This window comes from Agarivorans sp. Alg241-V36, from assembly GCF_900537085.1.
Lineage (GTDB): Bacteria > Pseudomonadota > Gammaproteobacteria > Enterobacterales > Celerinatantimonadaceae > Agarivorans.
This window is the reverse complement of the sequence record NZ_UNRE01000001.1, coordinates 886,974-906,076: the sequence shown is the minus strand read 5'-3', so window position 1 is coordinate 906,076 and position 19,103 is coordinate 886,974. Positions and strand designations below refer to the sequence as shown.

General features: G+C 44.3%; 18 protein-coding genes. 10 read left to right on the top strand and 8 right to left on the bottom strand.

Annotated features, from left to right (window positions below; all coding sequences use genetic code 11):
- Nucleotides 1-57: 57 nt before the first annotated feature.
- From G6R11_RS04325 to G6R11_RS04300, 6 genes are all read right to left on the bottom strand, one after another.
- The gene (locus G6R11_RS04325) at nucleotides 58-342 is read right to left on the bottom strand and encodes an integration host factor subunit beta (RefSeq protein WP_163131777.1); all 285 of its coding nucleotides are present in this window, start codon (nucleotides 340-342) and stop codon (nucleotides 58-60) included.
- A 111-nt stretch (nucleotides 343-453) separates the two neighbouring features.
- Nucleotides 454-2,127, bottom strand: coding sequence for a 30S ribosomal protein S1 (gene rpsA / locus G6R11_RS04320; protein WP_163131776.1), 1,674 nt, complete (start codon nucleotides 2,125-2,127; stop codon nucleotides 454-456).
- Nucleotides 2,128-2,231: 104 nt separating this feature from the next.
- Complete coding sequence (cmk, locus tag G6R11_RS04315) at nucleotides 2,232-2,912, bottom strand: (d)CMP kinase (protein WP_163131774.1); 681 nt, start codon at nucleotides 2,910-2,912, stop codon at nucleotides 2,232-2,234.
- 213 nt (nucleotides 2,913-3,125) lie between these two features.
- Nucleotides 3,126-4,457 carry a sigma-54 dependent transcriptional regulator gene (locus G6R11_RS04310; protein WP_163131772.1) on the bottom strand — a complete coding sequence of 444 codons (1,332 nt, stop codon included), beginning with the start codon at nucleotides 4,455-4,457 and terminating at the stop codon, nucleotides 3,126-3,128.
- A gap of 2 nt (nucleotides 4,458-4,459) precedes the next feature.
- Nucleotides 4,460-5,503 (bottom strand): PAS domain-containing sensor histidine kinase, encoded by a 1,044-nt coding sequence (locus tag G6R11_RS04305; protein WP_163131770.1) that lies wholly within the window; start codon nucleotides 5,501-5,503, stop codon nucleotides 4,460-4,462.
- A 105-nt stretch (nucleotides 5,504-5,608) separates the two neighbouring features.
- Nucleotides 5,609-7,090: a sigma-54 dependent transcriptional regulator gene (locus tag G6R11_RS04300; RefSeq protein ID WP_163131768.1), complete on the bottom strand. Its 1,482-nt coding sequence runs from the start codon at nucleotides 7,088-7,090 to the stop codon at nucleotides 5,609-5,611.
- A gap of 325 nt (nucleotides 7,091-7,415) precedes the next feature.
- Here G6R11_RS04300 and pseB point away from each other — a divergent pair, with 325 nt between their 5' ends.
- Genes pseB through G6R11_RS04250 form a run of 10 tightly spaced genes read left to right on the top strand, consistent with a single transcriptional unit; the run spans nucleotide 7,416 to nucleotide 16,259 of the window.
- Nucleotides 7,416-8,417 carry a UDP-N-acetylglucosamine 4,6-dehydratase (inverting) gene (gene pseB / locus G6R11_RS04295; protein WP_163131767.1) on the top strand — a complete coding sequence of 334 codons (1,002 nt, stop codon included), beginning with the start codon at nucleotides 7,416-7,418 and terminating at the stop codon, nucleotides 8,415-8,417.
- Complete coding sequence (gene pseC / locus G6R11_RS04290) at nucleotides 8,414-9,562, top strand: UDP-4-amino-4,6-dideoxy-N-acetyl-beta-L-altrosamine transaminase (protein WP_205472578.1); 1,149 nt, start codon at nucleotides 8,414-8,416, stop codon at nucleotides 9,560-9,562. Before pseB ends, pseC begins: the two co-directional genes overlap by 4 nt.
- Nucleotides 9,559-10,254 carry a pseudaminic acid cytidylyltransferase gene (gene pseF, locus G6R11_RS04285; protein ID WP_163131765.1) on the top strand — a complete coding sequence of 232 codons (696 nt, stop codon included), beginning with the start codon at nucleotides 9,559-9,561 and terminating at the stop codon, nucleotides 10,252-10,254. The genes pseC and pseF overlap by 4 nt, the downstream gene beginning before the upstream one ends.
- Complete coding sequence (gene pseG / locus G6R11_RS04280) at nucleotides 10,255-11,772, top strand: UDP-2,4-diacetamido-2,4,6-trideoxy-beta-L-altropyranose hydrolase (RefSeq protein WP_163131764.1); 1,518 nt, start codon at nucleotides 10,255-10,257, stop codon at nucleotides 11,770-11,772.
- A 3-nt stretch (nucleotides 11,773-11,775) separates the two neighbouring features.
- Nucleotides 11,776-12,822 carry a pseudaminic acid synthase gene (pseI, locus tag G6R11_RS04275; protein WP_163131762.1) on the top strand — a complete coding sequence of 349 codons (1,047 nt, stop codon included), beginning with the start codon at nucleotides 11,776-11,778 and terminating at the stop codon, nucleotides 12,820-12,822.
- Between the two features lie 22 nt (nucleotides 12,823-12,844).
- Nucleotides 12,845-13,258, top strand: coding sequence for a hypothetical protein (locus G6R11_RS04270; protein WP_163131760.1), 414 nt, complete (start codon nucleotides 12,845-12,847; stop codon nucleotides 13,256-13,258).
- A 43-nt stretch (nucleotides 13,259-13,301) separates the two neighbouring features.
- The gene (locus G6R11_RS04265; protein ID WP_163131758.1) at nucleotides 13,302-14,141 is read left to right on the top strand and encodes a class I SAM-dependent methyltransferase; all 840 of its coding nucleotides are present in this window, start codon (nucleotides 13,302-13,304) and stop codon (nucleotides 14,139-14,141) included.
- Nucleotides 14,141-14,905: a phytanoyl-CoA dioxygenase family protein gene (locus tag G6R11_RS04260; protein ID WP_163131757.1), complete on the top strand. Its 765-nt coding sequence runs from the start codon at nucleotides 14,141-14,143 to the stop codon at nucleotides 14,903-14,905. Before G6R11_RS04265 ends, G6R11_RS04260 begins: the two co-directional genes overlap by 1 nt.
- A gap of 5 nt (nucleotides 14,906-14,910) precedes the next feature.
- Nucleotides 14,911-15,570: a hypothetical protein gene (locus G6R11_RS04255; RefSeq protein ID WP_163131756.1), complete on the top strand. Its 660-nt coding sequence runs from the start codon at nucleotides 14,911-14,913 to the stop codon at nucleotides 15,568-15,570.
- The gene (locus tag G6R11_RS04250; protein WP_163131754.1) at nucleotides 15,567-16,259 is read left to right on the top strand and encodes a WbqC family protein; all 693 of its coding nucleotides are present in this window, start codon (nucleotides 15,567-15,569) and stop codon (nucleotides 16,257-16,259) included. The genes G6R11_RS04255 and G6R11_RS04250 overlap by 4 nt, the downstream gene beginning before the upstream one ends.
- Here G6R11_RS04250 and rffA read toward each other — a convergent pair.
- Both rffA and G6R11_RS04240 read right to left on the bottom strand, forming a co-directional pair.
- Complete coding sequence (rffA, locus tag G6R11_RS04245) at nucleotides 16,216-17,370, bottom strand: dTDP-4-amino-4,6-dideoxygalactose transaminase (RefSeq protein ID WP_163131752.1); 1,155 nt, start codon at nucleotides 17,368-17,370, stop codon at nucleotides 16,216-16,218. The two genes, G6R11_RS04250 and rffA, sit on opposite strands and share 44 nt — an antisense overlap.
- Nucleotides 17,367-19,052 (bottom strand): glycosyltransferase, encoded by a 1,686-nt coding sequence (locus tag G6R11_RS04240; protein ID WP_163131751.1) that lies wholly within the window; start codon nucleotides 19,050-19,052, stop codon nucleotides 17,367-17,369. Before G6R11_RS04240 ends, rffA begins: the two co-directional genes overlap by 4 nt.
- Between the last annotated feature and the right edge of the window lie 51 nt (nucleotides 19,053-19,103).

Here is a 19,103-nt window from a genome sequence, read left to right as displayed (position 1 = left end):
TGCAGCAATCACGTTAATTTAACCAGCCAAGATCACCTAATTGTAAAAGAAACAATACTATAGGCTAGCGTTTACGCGTTCTCGCAATTCTTTACCAGGTTTAAAGTGGGGAACATGCTTCCCAGACAACTCTACCTTTTCACCTGTTTTTGGATTTCGGCCTACTCTTGGTGCACGGAAGTGCAGTGAGAAGCTACCAAAACCACGAATTTCAATTCTGTCGCCTTCCTGTAGTGAACAGGTCATTTGCTCAAGAATTTCTTTAATTGCCGACTCAATTTCTTTACTGGTAAATTGAATATGTTTACTAGCGAGTATTTCAATCAAATCAGATTTAGTCATGGATTCTCCAAGCCATTGATAAAGGGAACTAATACCAGTGTAGATAAAGAAATGGGGGGGAACAAGTCCCCCCCAATATTCAATCACATAAATCTAAAAAAGATTTAAAGATTATTCGCCTTTAAGTGCAGATTTGAATGCATCTGCCATAGCGTTACCAATCTGAGCATCTTCTTTCTTGTTCAGAGTAGCCATTGCTTCTTTCTCGTCCGCTTCGTCTTTAGCACGGATAGAAAGGCTGATTACGCGGTTCTTACGGTCAACACCAACAAACTTAGCTTCAAGCTTGTCGCCAACAGAAAGAACTAGTGATGCATCTTCAACACGGTCACGGCTAACGTCACCAGCACGTAAGTAACCTTCAACGCCACTTGCTAGCTCAACAGTTGCACCTTTAGCGTCAACTTCAGTAACGGTACCGTTAACTAAAGCACCTTTCTTAAGGTCAGCTAGGTAGTTGTTGAACGGATCTTCAGCAAGCTGCTTAACACCTAGGCTAATACGCTCACGCTCTGCGTCAACTTGTAGTACAACAGCTTCGATTTCGTCGCCTTTCTTAAAGTCGCGAACCGCTTCTTCACCTTGAGCATCCCAAGAGATGTCAGATAGGTGAACAAGACCGTCAATACCGCCGTCAAGGCCGATGAAGATACCGAAGTCAGTGATAGACTTGATCTTACCTGAAACTTTGTCGTTCTTATCATGAGTGCTAGCGAATAGCTCCCATGGGTTAACTTTACACTGTTTCAAACCAAGTGAGATACGACGACGTTCTTCGTCGATATCCAATACCATAACTTCAACAAGGTCACCCACGTTAACAACTTTAGATGGGTGAATGTTTTTGTTAGTCCAATCCATTTCAGAAACGTGAACTAGACCTTCAACACCGTCTTCGATTTCAACAAAGCAACCGTAGTCAGTTAGGTTAGTTACGCGACCTTCAAGACGAGCGCCTTCTGGGTAACGGTTAGCAATTGCTACCCATGGATCTTCACCCAGTTGCTTAAGACCTAGAGATACACGAGTGCGCTCACGGTCAAACTTAAGAACTTTAACGTTGATTTCATCGCCAACATTAACAATTTCGCTTGGGTGCTTAACGCGTTTCCAAGCCATGTCAGTGATGTGTAGAAGACCGTCAACACCGCCAAGATCAACGAATGCACCGTAGTCAGTAAGGTTCTTAACGATACCTTTAACTTCTTGACCTTCTTGTAGGTTCTCAAGAAGTTGATCACGTTCAACACTGTTTTCAGTTTCGATAACAGCACGACGAGAAACAACTACGTTGTTGCGTTTTTGATCAAGTTTGATAACTTTAAATTCAAGCTCTTTACCTTCTAGGTGAGCAGTATCGCGCACAGGGCGAACGTCAACTAGAGAACCAGGCAAGAATGCACGGATGGTGTTAACTTCAACTGTAAAGCCACCTTTAACTTTACCATTGATGATACCAACAACCGTTGCTTGCTCTTCGTAAGCACTTTCAAGTTGGATCCACGCTTCGTGACGTTTCGCTTTTTCGCGAGAAAGAACAGTTTCACCGAAACCATCTTCTACAGCGTCTAACGCTACGTCTACTTCCGCGCCTACTTCAATTTCTAGTTCGCCAGCAGAGTTTTTGAACTGTTCTGCAGGGATAGCAGATTCTGACTTAAGGCCAGCGTCTACTAGTACCATACCGTTTTCGATACCTACTACAGTACCTTTAACAATCGAACCAGAACGAAATTCTAGGTCTTGAAGTGACTCTTCAAAGAGTTGAGCAAAAGATTCAGTCATTATTTAATTACACATATAAGAACGTCCACTCAGCAATCCGGCTAAATGGGGTTAATAATAAACACCTAATTCATCCTTGGTATAGGTGCGCCAAATCCCAGAAATTACTGGGTTAATTTACTGTCGATATAATCTATCGACATTTTCACCACTTCCTCAATAGAAAGTGATGTAGAATCAATAACTAACGCATCTTGAGCAGGAACTAAAGGTGCAACACTACGATTCCTATCGCGGTGATCACGCTCTTCAATTTCGCTCAAAAGGTGGTCAAAACTAACACTAAAGCCTTTTTCTTGCAACTGATTATAGCGCCGCTGCGCGCGTTCTGCTGCACTTGCGTCTAAAAATATCTTGGCTGGAGCGTCAACAAAAACAACTGTTCCCATGTCTCGCCCATCAGCAATTAAACCAGGTGCTTCACGAAATGCTCGCTGACGTCTTAACAAGGCTTCTCGCACTCGCGGAAATGCAGCAACTTTGGAAGCGGCGTTCCCGGCTGTTTCTTTGCGAATTTCAAGGGAAACATCTTCACCTTCTAGAATGACTAAGGTATTGCCGTCTTTAGCTTCAAATCGTACATCAAGATGAGCGGCTAAAAGACTTAAGGCTTCTTCATTGTCTAAGGCTACTTCATGATGCAAAGCAGCTAAGGCTAAGACTCGATAAATGGCTCCGCTATCCAGAAGTTGCCATTGATAATGCTGAGCTAGTTTTTGGCACAAGGTACCTTTACCAGAACCACTAGGCCCGTCAATTGTCACCACTGGAACGTTTTGAGTCATGAGTCCTCCATAATGTCCAAAGCAAAATGCGAGTTCTTATCTGGAGATAGATAAGAACTAAAAATTCGGCGGCATTATACGCGAAAAGCTCGCAATAAGCCTCACTAATTTATTAACAAGAAACAAAATAAACCGAATGCTTATCCCACTTTTAAACAAAAAGCAGTATATCATCTGGATATACTGCTTTTTATTAATAGTGTCTGCTAATTATTAGGCAGGTAGCTCTACACCAGAATCTTTGATGCGTGCCAATTTGTAACGAAGTGTTCTAGGGCTAATACCTAACTTTTCTGCAACATCTTTACGTTTGCCATTACACGCTTTAAGCGTATCTAAAATGATTTGTTGCTCTTGTTGGCGCAATTCATTACCTAAGGGTTCATTTGCTGGTGATGACTCAAACACTGGCTCAACCTGTAAAGGCTCTAGCTGGTTTTCAATAACCAGGCAGTCATTATCAATGACATTACCATTGGCTAGAATAAGCGCCCTTTGCATTACATTGTCTAGCTCGCGCACATTTCCAGGCCAAGAATGGTTTAGTAATTTATGCTGTGCACTTAGACTCAACTCGTAGTTTTGCGCACTATGGCGATTGAGCAGGTGTGTTGCTAATGGCAATACATCACCTTTACGCTGGTCTAATGGTAGCCAGTTTAGTGGGAATACATTGAGGCGATAATACAAATCCTCTCTAAACTGACCCATCTTAACTATCTCTCGCATATTTCGGTTGCTGGTAGCAATCACGCGAACATCAAGTTTAATCATTTTGCGACTACCCAAGCGCTCAACTTCTCGCTCCTGCAACACTCGCAATAACTTAGCTTGCAAACCAAGGTCCATTTCACTGATTTCGTCTAGCAAAATAGTTCCACCTTGAGCCTGCTCAAACTTACCCGGACACGCTTTTATCGCACCGGTAAACGCGCCTTTCTCATAGCCAAATAGAGTGGCTTCAAGCATGTTCTCAGGAATTGCCGCACAGTTAATTGCAACAAATTCTTGGTCCTTACGCTGCGAACAATCGTGAATGTAGCGAGACAGTACCTCTTTACCCGCACCACTTGGTCCGCTAATTAATACTGATGCTTCAGATGCTGCAACTTTTTGACTCAATTTTAGTAACGCTTCTGTCGAAGCATCGCCATAAATAGGCTCTCGTTTTTCAACTTTAATTGACGGCGCATAACGGCCAACTTGGTTGAGTAGTACTTCTGGAGAAAAAGGTTTTGACAGGTAATCAATGGCGCCATCACGCATAGCCGATACCGCATCATCAATCTTGGCGTAAGCTGTCATCAACAATACTGGCGTTTGCGGCCATTTTTGTTTGATATTTTTAAGTAGGCTTAAACCATCCATGCCACTCATTTGCACGTCACTCACCACCAAATCGACAGGAGCTTCCGCTAAGGCAATTAGTGCAGACTCTGCACTATCAGCTTGTTCACAGTGATAACCAGCTAATTGCAAGGTATCTACCAATGCTTCACGCAAACCGGCATCATCTTCAACAATAAGAATCGTAGATTGACTCATGGTTATTGCCCTCCTACAGCAAGATCATGATGTTGCGCTTCGGCAAGTGGTAAACGCACCTTAAAGCGCGAGCCTTTCGAATTAGATTCAAGCTCAATGCTTCCGTGATGCGCCTTGACTACCGACTTCACTACCGCCAAACCTAAACCTGTTCCGTTTTGCTTAGTGGTATAAAAAGGTTCAAATATCTTTTGTTTGCTCGCTTCATCTATACCACCCGCTTGGTCTTCGATGCTAATCAGCAGCTCTTCAGCAGTGCAGCTAAGTTGTACTTTGATTTCACTTCCCTTCGCGCTTAACTGTGCGGCATTTTCAACCAAATTAGACAAGGCAGACACCAAGGCATTAGCATTCACTAAAACCTCTACATGGGGTGCACTAACTACACTGGAGAATTTAACCTGATGCTGACGCACGCAAGCCTCGGTAGCAGCTTGTAATTGCTCTACGATGTCCTGAGCACTGACCTGATTAACCACCATTTTTTCGCCACTTTTAGCAAACAACAGCATATCGTTCACTTGCGTTTCTAAATCATTAAGGCGGTCCATCATTTTATTCTGAAAATTGTCGCGGGCATTATCCGACAAGGTTTTATTCGATAAATTAGAGCCGTACAGCATGGCTGCAGAAAGTGGCGTTCTAATTTGATGGGCTAGCGAGGCCACCATATTTCCTAAGGCAGACATGCGCTGTAACTTGGCAACATTAGCTTGTAGTTGACGAGTGTGTGTCATATCAGTCAACACGATCAGCTGACCTTGAGTATCTTGCAAAGGCGAGAGGCTTAACTTTACCCGCCTACCGTCGACTAATGAGAGCTCGTGTCCATCATCGGCTTTTGGTGAGAACAGTCTTGGCACTGCCTCTAACCAGCGTTGTTGCTCAATATCTCCACCCAGTAATTGCTTGGCCACCGGGTTTGCCCTAGAGACAAAACCTTTATTATCAAGCAATACCAAACCTGATGGCATAACGTCGAAAATCTGCGACAAGTTATGCTCAGATAAGCTGGCTGGCTGTTGTTGAAGTTGCACTGAGGGCATGAAATAAGCTCCGCGTCATAAAACCGTTAACAGTGCTTATCAATCAATATTCGTGCCATATAAAAAAGGCTCTGTATTCAGAGCCTTATGATAGGGTTGTTGCGTTTAGCTATCTTTATTCAATCCATACTTACGCATTTTTTCAACCAAGGTTGTTCGCCGCATCCCCAGTTGTTCTGCCGCTCTAGCAACAACACCGTCTTGCTGCTCAAGCGCTTGGCGAATGAGGTCAATCTCTAAGTCAGCCAATAGCTCTTTTAAGTTAACGCCTTCGTCTGGAAGTTGTTGTACCGCTCCCCAACCCTCTTCATCAAGCTCCTGATCTTGCTCCCCATCAGGAAATAACGCCTCAGGGCTTGGGTCAGAAAATACCGAGGCATCCTCATCACTAAAAATAGCCAACAGCGCATCGCGCTCAGCCAGTTCAGGGCTGTAATTCGGCTCAAAGGTTTCGGCATCAATATGTCGATACTTCGGCGGCAAATCATTTACGTCGACAATTTGGTCAGGGTGCAAAATAAGCAAGCGCTCAACTAAATTAGATAGCTCACGTACATTACCTGGCCATTGATGCTGCATTAAGGATTCAACCGCGCGTTGGGTAAACCTAACCACAGCCGAATGCTCGTCTTCATGGCGATTAACCAATTCTTGAAGTAGCAGAGGAATATCATCTTGACGCTCTCGCAACGACGGCATTTCAATAGGAAATACGTTCAAGCGATAGTATAAATCTTCCCGAAACTTCTCTTGCTCAATCATTCGCTCTAATTGGCGGTGTGTAGCTGCCACTACTCTTACGTTAGCCGTTATCGCCTTGCTACCCCCTACACGTTCAAATTGACGTTCTTGCAGCACCCGTAGCAATTTAACCTGCATAGGCATCGGCATGTCGCCAATTTCGTCTAGGAACAGCGTTCCACCTTCGGCCAATTCAAAGCGCCCTTTGCGCATAGCAAAAGCACCAGTAAACGCGCCCTTCTCATGACCAAATAACTCGCTTTCGAGTAAATCAGGTGGAATTGCACCACAGTTAATCGGCACAAACGGGCCTTGGCTGCGCACCGAGTGATCATGAATGGCTTTGGCTACTACTTCTTTACCAGTACCTGATTCACCAAGGATAAGCACGTTAGCTTCTTTAGTCGCCACCTGTTCGATTAAGTGACGTACTTCCTGAATAGCGATACCTTTGCCAATCAAATTTTGGCGTAAACGTTCGCTCTTAGCCGGGCTAGCTTTTCCTGGAAGGTGGGTTAAGTATGCATCACAGTGATGGAGCAGCTGAGTAAGCTGCTCATAACTAAAAGGAAGATCTAAATGGCCTATAAGGTTAGGTAAGACCTCAAAGTTGCTGCCCTCGCCTACCGTTAAGAATGGACAATGAGGATGCTTAGCTATAACGCTCTTTACATCCTCCAACTGCTTACTGATTAGAACGACCTTGTCTGCATTATTCGCCAAAGCACTAAGCTCGTCGGTATTGCACACGTTAAATTGTTGGCCAATAAAACCAAGTACCGTTTCTAGTTGTTTAGCTCTCTCTTGGTCACTTTCACAAACTAAAACGCTATTGGATGCTTGCATCCCTTTCCCCTGCAAAAATAAGCTACCTTGCGATACGCTTAATTTAGTTACCCTAAGAATTAATTGTAAACAGGCGTCAAAAATACGCAAGACATAAGCAGTAAAAGCGACAAGAATATGACGCATCTTTGATTTACAGAATACGCAAAGGCTTGATAACTCCTGAGATTGTAGATGTTGTGTAGAATTAATAGGCTACTACTAACAAAGTACGGTGATTTTTATAGCCAAGTTCATAAATGGAGCATTTATTGCTTATCGTAACAGTAACGGAAGTTTATGATTTATCTAAGCGTCCTATTGCTAACGAATATATGGAATCGTTATGTTTGATAATAAGTCTATTTTAATTACTGGTGGCACAGGTTCTTTTGGTAAAAAGTACACAAAGACCATTCTTGAGCGCTATAAGCCTAAACGCCTCATTATTTATTCTCGTGATGAGTTAAAGCAATATGAGATGCAGCAGCAGTTTAACGATCCATGTATGCGATATTTCATTGGTGATGTAAGAGATCGAGAACGCCTGATACAGGCGATGAACGATGTAGATTACGTTATTCACGCTGCAGCACTAAAACAAGTGCCAGCTGCAGAATACAACCCCATGGAATGTATCAAAACCAATATTCATGGCGCTGAAAACGTAATTAAAGCCGCTATTGAAAACAACGTAACTAAAGTAATAGCGCTTTCGACAGATAAAGCCGCATCTCCAATTAATTTGTATGGTGCAACCAAGCTCGCGTCAGACAAACTATTTGTTGCTGCAAATAACATGGTTGGCCAAGGACAAACGCGATTTGCGGTTGTACGTTATGGCAATGTTGTCGGCTCTCGGGGATCGGTTGTTCCGTTTTTCAAACAGCTAATTGCTAACGGCAGCGACCACTTACCGATCACCCATGAAGATATGACCCGCTTTTGGATTACTCTTCAACAAGGCGTTGATTTTGTCCTTAAAAATTTTAGTCGAATGTATGGCGGTGAAATATTCATTCCTAAAATACCATCGGTTCGAATCGTAGACTTAGCCAAAACCTACGCACCAGATTTACCGATCAAAATTATTGGTATTCGCCCTGGAGAAAAGCTACACGAAATAATGTGCCCAGGAGATGACTCTCACCTCACCATTGAATTTGGTGACCACTATGTCATTTGCCCTAGTATCAAGTTCTACAATGACGAGCATAATTACTCGAGAAACTTAATAGATGAAGTGGGTAAGCAAGTTGAAGCTGGATTTGAGTACCACTCAGAAACCAACCCAGATTTTTTAAGCTCCGAGCAAATTTTGTCTTTTGATCAATTGGCAGAGATATGATTCCTTACGGAAAACAGAATATTTCTGAGCAAGACATTGAAGCTGTTGTTGAGGTGCTGCGCTCTGATTACTTAACCCAAGGACCTTGCGTTCCAGAGTTTGAGAAAGCTCTGTGTGAGTTAAGCAGAGCCGAATACGCTCTTGCCACAAACTCAGCGACCAGCGCTTTACATATAGCGTGTAAAGCGCTCGAGGTGGGAAATGGTGACATTGTTTGGACTAGTCCAATTACGTTTGTGGCCTCAGCAAACTGCGCACTGTATTGTGGTGCTAAAGTTGATTTTGTCGATATTAATCCCGATACCTTTAACTTGTGCCCTAAGGCTTTGGAACAAAAGCTAGAACAAGCAAAACGACAAGGGAAGCTGCCAAAGGTCTTAATAGCAGTGCACATGTGTGGTCAACCTTGTGATATGCAAGCTATTTCAGCACTTGGTAAACAATATAACTTCAAAATTATCGAAGACGCTTCTCATGCTATCGGCGGACGTTATCTAAACGAAAACATTGGCAACTGTAATCATAGTGATATCACTGTATTTAGCTTTCATCCAGTGAAGATCATCACTACTGGCGAAGGAGGCGCAGCACTAACCAATGCCCCCGAACTACATAAAAAAATGCTCTTGCTACGCAGTCATGGAGTGACCCGAGACCCACAATTGATGGACCAAGCCCCCGATGGCGATTGGTATTACCAACAAGTGGATCTAGGCTTCAATTACCGAATGACCGACCTTCAAGCTGCGCTAGGTACTTCACAATTACGAAAAATCAGCCCTTGGATTGAACAGCGCCAAAAGTTAGCACAACGCTATACAACAGGTTTGAGTCAGTTGCCCTTAGATTTTCCCTTCGAATTGGAAGAAGCGAGTTCTGCTTGGCACCTATATGTTATCCGCTTGCATGACGCCAGCAAACGAAAGCAGCTTTTTGCTCATTTAAGGCAAAATAAAATCAACGTTAATGTTCATTATATTCCCGTTCATCTACACCCCTATTATCAGGCACTTGGCTTCCAAGTTGGTGACTTTCCGGTAGCTGAAAACTACTACCATCGGGCAATAAGCCTACCGCTATACCCAGGCTTATCTGACTCACAACAAGATTATGTTATGCACTGTTTGGCCGAGGGGCTACGATGAAACGTATTGCGATTATTCCTGCTCGTGGTGGCAGTAAGCGGATCCCCAAAAAAAACATTCGCCAGTTTCGCGGCCAACCAATAATCGCTTATAGCATTCAGAGCGCTTTAGAGTCTGATTGTTTTGATCAAGTCATTGTCTCCACTGATTCAACAGAGATAGCGTCCATTGCCGAAAGCTATGGCGCTTCCGTTCCTTTTCTTAGGCCAGCAAATCTCAGTAATGACTTTGCCGGCACAGTTGAAGTCATTCAGCATGCACTTAAGCAACCGTCGATTGAACAAGAGCTTGATTACGTTTGTTGCATATACGCAACCGCTCCATTTGTGCAGGCTTCTCATCTACGCAAAGGCTTAGAATTGCTAATCCAGCAAGATAGCGAATATTGTTATCCAGTATGTGAATACCCAAGCCCAATCCAGCGAGCATTAGCGGTGGATAATAATGGGCACATCGCGATGGCCAAACCTGAGGCAGTCGCCACTCGCTCACAAGATTTACAAGCGCATTATTACGATACTGGGCAGTTTTATTGGGGCACCCGCAATGCCTTTATCGCAGCCAAACCCATTTTAAGCTCTTTAGCCAGTCCGTTAGTTTTACCAAAAGGTTCGGTGGTAGACATTGATGACCCAGATGATTGGCGACTGGCCGAGTTGATCTATCAGCATCGAATATTAGAGGAAAGCTAAGTGCTTGTGCTTATTCGCGCTGACGCATCATCCACAATAGGTACTGGCCATGTAATGCGCTGCCTAAGCCTTGCCGAGCTCTATAAATCTCTAGGCGCCGATGTTAGGTTTATTTGTAAAGACTTTACAGGCAACCTCATCACTAAACTAGAAACACTTGGCTACCCAGTTGAGCGTCTCTCCATTTCAAAAACATCATCCGCGCAAACTGGATACTCACATTGGCTCGGAGGTACGCAAGAAGATGACCTCAAACAAACTCGCCAATTTATTCACAGTTTGAGCCACAAGCCTGATCTACTGATTGTCGATCACTATAGCTTAAATAAAGACTGGGAAACCCCAATCAGCGCTCATGTTGAGAAAATCATGGTTATAGACGATCTGGCCAATCGCCATCACAACTGTGACATCCTCGTTGACCAGTCTCCAATGCGTGGTGAAGCTGACTACCAAAATTTAGTTAAACCAAAATGCCAACTGTTACTGGGTAATTATTTCAGCATACTAAATCCCTCTTACTTAGGGTATCGACAGCGAGCGTCATTCAAGCGCCAAGCATACTCTTCGCTAAAACGGCTACTGCTCAACTTTGGTGGTAGTGACCAAGACAATTTAACCCTTAAAAGCTTGCAGCTATTAGAAAACTCTCAACTAGCCGATGTGGTGATTTTGGATGTAGTAGTGGGTGCTGCTTACCAACAGCTCGACAGTTTACAGCTCGCAGCCCAATTAAGTCGATTCCAGATAGAAGTAAATCAAGCAGTAAAAGATATGCCGCAGCGCCAACTAGCTGCCGATCTTGCTATTGGTGCGGCTGGCGGATCGGCATGGGAGCGCTGCTACCTTGGTTTACCAACTATTTGCTATTGCATGGTAGAGAACCAACGGGATAATACGGCTGCTATGGATGCTCACGCAGTTGCAGTTGTCATTCCTGAGCTTACTCAACAAGAGCTCGACCAAGCCTTAGTCAAAGTAGATGAACGCTACCAAAATTTATCGGCTGCAGCGCAAGCTTTAATCGATGGGCATGGAACAGAACGCATAGCGTTTGCTTCCTTAACAACCTCGAATAATCTGGGTCGAGCAATCTACCTCCAGCGAGCAGCTCGTGGCGACGCAGAACAATTGTTTCAATGGCAATCACTGCCTCAAACCAGACAATATGCAAACTCACCTGAAGCGCCTCTTTGGCAAGAGCACCTTAGTTGGTTTGAGCAAGCCTTAGACAGTTCAGACGAATACATTTTCCTAGCCAAGTCGGGTAACGTTGACTTGGGCAGTGTACGACTCACTCAACAAGCTAATAAAAGTATGTTGATTTCCATTTACTGCGCCCCTGCTCACTATCGCCAAGGCAACGCCTATGCGATGCTAAGGCTAATAAGAATGTGTTTCCCAACCGTAAAACTTGAGGCGCAGGTCAAAATAGAAAACCACGCCTCACAAAAACTATTCAAGAAGTCAGGTTTTCAACAAATTAAACCCGATTACTGGGTCCAGGAGCAAAGATAATAAATGAACGAATTTTCGATTGAGGGTCGTCAACTAGGTCAGTCTTTTCCGCCCTATATTATTGCGGAACTGTCAGCAAACCATAATGGTTCTTTGGAAAAAGCTTTGGATACCATGGTTGCGATAAAAAATGCCGGCGCGGATGCAATCAAAATCCAAAGCTACACTCCTGACACAATGACGATAGATAGCGAGATGCCAGGTTTCCTTATTGAAAACGGTTTATGGAAAGGCCAAAGCCTCTATCAATTGTATTCCAAGGCCTATACTCCTTTTGAGTGGCATCAAGCATTATTTGATAAAGCAAAACAACTTGGCATTACACTGTTTTCCTCTCCCTTTGATGAAAGTGCGGTGGACTTGCTCGAATCACTTGCATGCCCAGCTTATAAGATTGCTTCCTTCGAACTGGTCGACCTACCGCTGATTAGCTACGTCGCAAAAACCGGTAAACCCATGATTATGTCAACCGGCATGGCAAGCTTAGAAGAAATATCCGAAGCCGTCGCTTGTGCACGCGACAACGGCTGCGATGAACTGGTATTGCTACATTGCATTAGCGCCTATCCCTCGCCCATTGAGCAAGCGAACCTAAGCAGTTTACAAGGACTTGCCCAGAAATTCGATTGCTTAGTTGGCTTATCAGACCACAGCATTGGTCATACTGCGGCAGTTTGTGCAACGGCGTTAGGTGCCAGTGTAATTGAAAAGCATGTAACACTAGATCGTAACGATGGAGGTCCAGACTCATCATTCTCTTTGGAGCCTTTAGAATTAAGCCAACTGATTCAACTAAGCAAACAAGCCCACGCCTCATTAGGTGAAACCAGATTAGAAATACAAAAAAGCGAGCAAGAAAACCTGCGCTTTAGACGCTCAGTCTATTTTGTTGAAGACCTAGATGCTGGCACAGTAATTGAATCTAAACATTTACGTAGAATCAGACCTGGTTTTGGTCTTCCCCCCAAGGCATTTGATCAATTGATTGGCAAGACGGTAACCCAAGATGTAGTGAAGGGAACCCCGACCTCTTGGGATTTGGTTAATTAGAATTTATATAAAAGGAATGGATATGTCAGAACAAATCAACATACAGCAGATAATGCAAGACTCATCCCAAGACGCAGTTAGCTTTGCAAAAGAACGCTACAACTACGATTTAGATTTTTCTGATTCTAGCGTCACGCTGGTGAATAACATCATAAGTGGCATAGACGCACTCTCAATTGATGACAAAGATCTTTTCACGCTATCCTACATATTTGGCGCTTACGTGGGCGAAGTCTTCATCAAACAGGTAGGTGGTGCGTGGCTATTTCAAGAGGAAACAGAGGATGAACCGCCACAAACCTTTGTCAAAATTAACGAAAACACCATCGCATTTCCTAGCAAGGTGTACCACTTACTGATGGGTACGGAAGACCAAGCTTTGGATGAGTACTTTGCTGAGCTTGTCGTGAGCCATAAAAAAAGTAGCACACAATAGTCACCCCAGCTGGCATATCACACAAGGCGTATAGGGTCATAGCATGAAATCAATCTCTCGAGACAAAATCTTAGAATCAAATCAAAAGGTACACTCACTGCTGGTTAAGAGCGGAGACTACCAACAGAGCCCCCACTTCAAAGAGGAAAACCAGACAAAGGTCCGCTCCATCTTAAAAAAGCTAGCTGGTAGTTTGCCTAGCACCATTAGAATGGTTGACTTTGGTTGTGGTACCGGCTTCATCATTAACTTGAGCAAAGACCTGTTTGATGAAGTACATGGCGTTGATATAACGCCGGAAATGATGGCGCTAATTGACACCTCAAGCAACAACGTAATCTTGACAGAGTCCACGGCTGAGCAGACCCCCTACCCAAACGAGTATTTTGAATTTGCTACCGCCTATTCTTTCATGGACCACCTTGAAGACCTAGAGAACTTCTTAGTTGAGGTTTATCGAGTGCTGCAAAAAGGAGGGGTGTTCTATTCAGACCTAAACCCCAATCGTGAGTTCATACAGACCATGAGCCAGCTCGAAGCCAATGAAGAAGCCACATCCCCGTTGATGCAACGAGAGATCAAAGCGGCTTTGCACAATGGAGAACACTATGCCCAAGAGTATGGAATCGACCCGGAAACCTTAGAATGTGCAGAGCCAATTAAAACAGTGGAAAAAGGCTTTTTAGCTAAAGACATTACTAGAGTGGCAAAAAAAGTTGGCTTTAGCGATTGCCGCATTGAACTAGATTGGTACGTCGACCAAGGTACCATCATTCATCAACACTCTATTCAAGCGGCTGAAGAAATAGATAGCTACCTGCGCTCAATTCTTCCCATGTCGGCACATTTATTCAAATACATCCGAATTGTGTTAACTAAGTAATGATCGATAAAAACTTACAAGAGCGCTTCAACCAAGAAGGAATGGTGCTAATTCCATCTGTCTTTTCCGATACTGAAGTGGCAGCGCTCAAAACAGAGCTGCTAGCGGCAACTCTCGAAGATTACACCGATCCAGTCAAACATTTTGATAAAGGAATGGTGCACAATTGCATGCTGAGAGGTAGGCACATGTTGGCACTACTGGATAATCCCAAGGTCTACAACTGTGTCACCACACTGCTTGATCCTTGCGCCATTATCTATGCTTACCAGGCTTCCACACTGATGGCTAAGAGTAGTAACTACGGAACTCGAGTTCATGTTGATTGTCCACGATTCATACCAAACTATATGACTAACCTCGGACTTATACTGCCGCTCGATGATTTTACTCTAGATAATGGCGCGACCTACTACCTACCCGGCTCCCATTTAAGCGAAAACATTCCAAGTGAAGACAATTTTTACCAGCAAGCACAAAGAGCAGTATGTCGTAAAGGAGACTTGATACTGTTCAATGCCCGCTTAGTACATGCGGCAGGTGCCAATGATACCGAGCAGGAACGCTGTGCGCTAACAATCAATTTCTGCCGTTCCTATATGCGCCAACGCTTTGACTTTCCTCGACTTATGCCAACTGAGCTAATAGACACTCTAGGCGACAGGGGCAAGCAATTAATCGGTATGAATGTAAGAATGCCCAGTTCTTTGGAAGAGTTTTACCTCCCCGAAGAACAACGACTCTACCGTGCAAATCAGGGTTAAAGGTAATGGTAAAGCTAGTAATTTTTGGTATAGGTGATTTGGCTAGACTACTAAGTCACTACGTTCAGCAAGAGCAAGCCTACGATTTAATCGCCTATACCGCAGACCAGCAGTACTGCTTAAGCGACGACTTTGCCAATAAACCACTGATCGCATATCAAAATTTACGAGCCCACTTTCCAGATAGCGATTTCAAAGTACTGGTTGCTGTGGGATATCAAAGCTTACGCGCCAAAGCTTGTGTATTTGAAAGAGTTAAGGGCGATGGCTACCCACTGGCAAACTTTATCAGCAGCAATGCAACTGTTGACCCAACAACTACTATAGGAAACAACAACATTGTTTTTCCAGGTGCGCACGTTGAGCCGTTTGTTAGGATTGGCGACAACAACATTATGTGGAATCAATCTCATATTTGCCACGACAGCCACATCGGTAGTCATAACTTTTTTGCTGCGAAAGTGCTTGTTGGTGGAAAAGTAACAGTCGGTAACGGCTGCTTTCTCGGTTTCAACTCAAGCGTGCTCCAGGAACTAGACGTCGCAGACGAAACCCTACTTGGTGCGGGAGGTATACTAGTAAACTCCAGCCAAAAACATACTCAGTACCTTGGCCTCCCAGCAAAAGCCATAAAGAGTCACAAACAGACAGGCATAACTGTATGAAGACGGTAGCGATCCTCCAGTCCAACTACATCCCGTGGCTGGGCTACTTCTACATTATCTCCCAAGCAGATGTTTTTGTTCTCTATGACATCGTCCAATACACAAAAAATGATTGGCGGAACAGAAACCGTATTCTAAGCAGTAGTGGCCCTCAATGGCTGACCGTACCTGTAGCGCATTCAAACTTAGAACAAGCTATTGATTCAGTGACCATAGCTAAGCCCCAGTGGGCAAAGAAACATTGGAGAAGCATTGAGCAAAATTACCGAAAATCGCCCTTCTTCGAACAGTGTCACGCCGGCTTTAAGCAAATATACAACCAGCATTGGGAGCACTTAACTGAACTAAATCAGGCACTTATTAGGGAAGCTTGCGACTGCTTAGGCATCTCAACCACGATTATCAATGCGAGAGAGTTACAGCCCAACGGGGATAGGAACGAAAAACTGGTAGATATTTGCATTAAGCTAAAAGCAAGCAATTACCTTTCAGGGCCAGCGGCGAAGAACTATATTGAGCCGCAGCGGTTTCACGAGCAGCAAGTGCAACTAGATTGGGTAGATTACTCTCCCTTGGCACCGCTTTGCCCTGCTAACAGTGAAAATTTCTCCATTCTTCACACCATATTCAACAATTTAGGACAAGCTAGACAGCTACTCGCTGAGCATTCGTCTCAAAAAATGCGCTAACCTGAGCAATAACTTGCTCTATCTGCTGCTGCTCCATATTGTAAAACAATGGCAATCTAACCAAGGTATCACTAACCTGACTAGTGTGCTGGTCAATTCCGAAAAACTCGCCGTATTTAAGTCCGGCTGGAGAGCTATGCAGCGGAACATAGTGAAATACGGCTGCAATTCCCCGCTGTTTTAGATAACCAATCAGCTCATCTCGTAAAGGCTTTGATTGCACCCTCAAGTGGTAAATATGGGCGTTATGCTGGCATTGTTCGGGAATACTTGGCAGAGTAATTTGCCAACGCTGACTGAAGGGGCGAAAAGCCTGGTCATAAGCCTGCCAGATTGCTAGTCTACGAGCCCGCACTTGCTCAAAGAATTGCAATTGTCCCCAAAGGTAGGCGGCTTGCAACTCACAAGGCAAATAGCTGCTCCCCAAATCAACCCAAGTGTACTTCGCTACGTCACCACGAAGAAAGCTGCTTCGATTAGTCCCTTTCTCTCTTAAGATCTCAGCGCGTTCGGACAGTGACGGGTCATTGACCAATAACAAACCGCCTTCCCCTCCACTTGTGTAGTTTTTGGTTTCATGAAAGCTGAAAGCTGCGAGATGCCCGATTGTTCCACTTGGGCGACCTTGGTAACGACTCCCCAATGATTGCGCGGCATCTTCAATTAAGTAGAGCTGATGTTTTGACGCTAGCTCAAGCAATCGCTCCATGTGACAACAAACACCTGCATAATGAACTGCTACAATGGCACGCGTCTTTGGAGTAATGGCTTGCTCAACTTTCGCTTCATCGAGGTTTAAAGTATCTGGTCGAATATCAACAAACAACACTTTGGCACCGCGTAATACAAACGCATTTGCCGTGGACACAAAAGTGAATGATGGCATGATCACCTCATCTCCCGGGCGAATGTCCAACAATAAAGCGGCCATTTCCAAGGCGTGGGTGCAGCTCGGAGTTAGCAGGGCTCTATGACAGCCAAGCTCCTGTTCAAACCATTCTTCACACCTCTTGGAAAACGGTCCGTCGCCGGACATTTTCTCTCCATTGAAGACCTGTTCAACAAACTCTAGCTCACTCCCAACACGTGCTGGTTGATTAAAAGGAATCATTCACATACCTCGCGCTGGTTAGCTTCTATTAGCTCGCAGTCGATAAGGATTTGCTTAAAAGAGCACTCTCGCGTAGTGATTTGCTGGTACTCTTCCCGTGCTAGTTGCTGTTGACTAGCATAGAACTCCCTGTCCGAGGCACATCTTTTGGTGTACTCAAACAACTCCTCAATAGAAGCCAAAGAAAATTTATCCTGTACCCACCATGCCACATCGCTATAGGCTCTTGCCAAAGCCGCAACGGGAACGCCGGCTCCCATAGCCATGACGGCGCCAGTTCCCCCCCCCATGCGATCGGGGTTAAGAAACAAGTCAGTACTAGCAATTAAAGACGCTAAATCCGATGTAAAAGAGACAAAATGAAAGCGTTCAGGCATGCCAATTTGATACTCAGCAAATTGCTCGGCGTCAGCACCAATCACCACCACATCTATCTGAGAGTTACTACTCAGCAAATTGTGCAGCAAATCAAGGAAGCTCTGATCCACTTCCTCACTTATCCTCAAGCCAACCAAGCTGATTAAGAATTTACCTTCAGGAAAGCCCACACTAATTCGTTCTAATGCTTTATAAGAAAAAGGCTTAGGGTAAGATCTAGAAAGCTCCAGTGCATTTTCCCCGCGCGAATCCACGTGACCGTCCACCGGGTGGTTTAGATACAATGGTTGGGTAAATAAAGTCAGCGGGCTTCCCGAAGAGGTGGGGTGGGTAATTACCGGGAAACTTTCTCCTGCCATTCTTGCCACAGCATCAGCGAAAAGGTTGCTATCAGAGACTGACATCAAAAGCTTAGGCGGGGTTTCCACCAGCTTGCTAGCTAGGGTGAACTGCTGTTGCTCTTCAGTCAATTGATAGAATGGAATCTCAACACCGGAATAAATAATTCGATTTAAGGGCAAGCTATTCCTGGTGACGACTCTTTTTTCTGGTAAAAGAGTCACGTCGATCCCTGCCCCATTGTATTCTTCAAGCTGATTAAAGCCCACCGCCCCTACAAACATCACATCAGCTTGCTCTGATGGTAGAGCAGCTAAGTTAACAATACTGACCTCAAAACCCAACTGAATATACGTTTTGGCCATATTCAGAGCCAACAAAGTCGGCGCGTGCTTCAAGCCAAGGAGCTGATTAGTAACTAAGACAATTCGCTGGTTTGAACTTTGAGTTTCTCGGGGCTGGATTGCTGGCTGATTAATCGCCCCCATTAACGCATCATTGCGCTTGCTGTGTCGATTAAGCTCTGCGTAATACTTGGAAAAAACTTTCTTATATACGCGATCTAGACAGTGATATTTGAACTCTTCTGAAAACATAACCCGGTTTACAAAAAAGAATCTGCATAACTGCCAATACAGAAACCAATGTTTCTGAACAGATAGCTCTGCTCTACTGAGGTACTCTACTATCCCCTCTACTGCTTGTTTTCGGTCACCATAGAGTAAGTGGATGGATAGTAAACAAAGATAGAAATCCTCAGACTGATTGGACAAACGTTCAACCTCGGACAGTACAAGGCCAAAAATCCGATTCGACTCATCATTTGTTTGGCTTGACTGCTCATCTAGCTGAGCCAAAAAGGCCTGTAAGGTTTTAGCCACTCGATTCGCAGTCACTGGCCCCGATACACTAGCCATTATTTGCTTTAGAACTTCACTCTGCTCAATCAAAGTGCTCAAATTCATGTAGGGCTCATCTCCGTAGGTTTTAAAAGGGCTCACACCCAAATTGGCTCA

Excerpts from the sequence above, each read along its gene's own strand:
- G6R11_RS04325 (WP_163131777.1), bottom strand. The coding sequence starts at position 342 with ATGACTAAATCTGATTTGATTGAAATACTCGCTAGTAAACATATTCAA.
- rpsA (WP_163131776.1), bottom strand. The coding sequence starts at position 2,127 with ATGACTGAATCTTTTGCTCAACTCTTTGAAGAGTCACTTCAAGACCTA.
- cmk (WP_163131774.1), bottom strand. The coding sequence starts at position 2,912 with ATGACTCAAAACGTTCCAGTGGTGACAATTGACGGGCCTAGTGGTTCT.
- G6R11_RS04310 (WP_163131772.1), bottom strand. The coding sequence starts at position 4,457 with ATGAGTCAATCTACGATTCTTATTGTTGAAGATGATGCCGGTTTGCGT.
- G6R11_RS04305 (WP_163131770.1), bottom strand. The coding sequence starts at position 5,503 with ATGCCCTCAGTGCAACTTCAACAACAGCCAGCCAGCTTATCTGAGCAT.
- G6R11_RS04300 (WP_163131768.1), bottom strand. The coding sequence starts at position 7,090 with ATGCAAGCATCCAATAGCGTTTTAGTTTGTGAAAGTGACCAAGAGAGA.
- pseB (WP_163131767.1), top strand. The coding sequence starts at position 7,416 with ATGTTTGATAATAAGTCTATTTTAATTACTGGTGGCACAGGTTCTTTT.
- pseC (WP_205472578.1), top strand. The coding sequence starts at position 8,414 with ATGATTCCTTACGGAAAACAGAATATTTCTGAGCAAGACATTGAAGCT.
- pseF (WP_163131765.1), top strand. The coding sequence starts at position 9,559 with ATGAAACGTATTGCGATTATTCCTGCTCGTGGTGGCAGTAAGCGGATC.
- pseI (WP_163131762.1), top strand. The coding sequence starts at position 11,776 with ATGAACGAATTTTCGATTGAGGGTCGTCAACTAGGTCAGTCTTTTCCG.
- G6R11_RS04270 (WP_163131760.1), top strand. The coding sequence starts at position 12,845 with ATGTCAGAACAAATCAACATACAGCAGATAATGCAAGACTCATCCCAA.
- G6R11_RS04265 (WP_163131758.1), top strand. The coding sequence starts at position 13,302 with ATGAAATCAATCTCTCGAGACAAAATCTTAGAATCAAATCAAAAGGTA.
- G6R11_RS04260 (WP_163131757.1), top strand. The coding sequence starts at position 14,141 with ATGATCGATAAAAACTTACAAGAGCGCTTCAACCAAGAAGGAATGGTG.
- G6R11_RS04255 (WP_163131756.1), top strand. The coding sequence starts at position 14,911 with ATGGTAAAGCTAGTAATTTTTGGTATAGGTGATTTGGCTAGACTACTA.
- G6R11_RS04250 (WP_163131754.1), top strand. The coding sequence starts at position 15,567 with ATGAAGACGGTAGCGATCCTCCAGTCCAACTACATCCCGTGGCTGGGC.
- rffA (WP_163131752.1), bottom strand. The coding sequence starts at position 17,370 with ATGATTCCTTTTAATCAACCAGCACGTGTTGGGAGTGAGCTAGAGTTT.
- G6R11_RS04240 (WP_163131751.1), bottom strand. The coding sequence starts at position 19,052 with ATGAATTTGAGCACTTTGATTGAGCAGAGTGAAGTTCTAAAGCAAATA.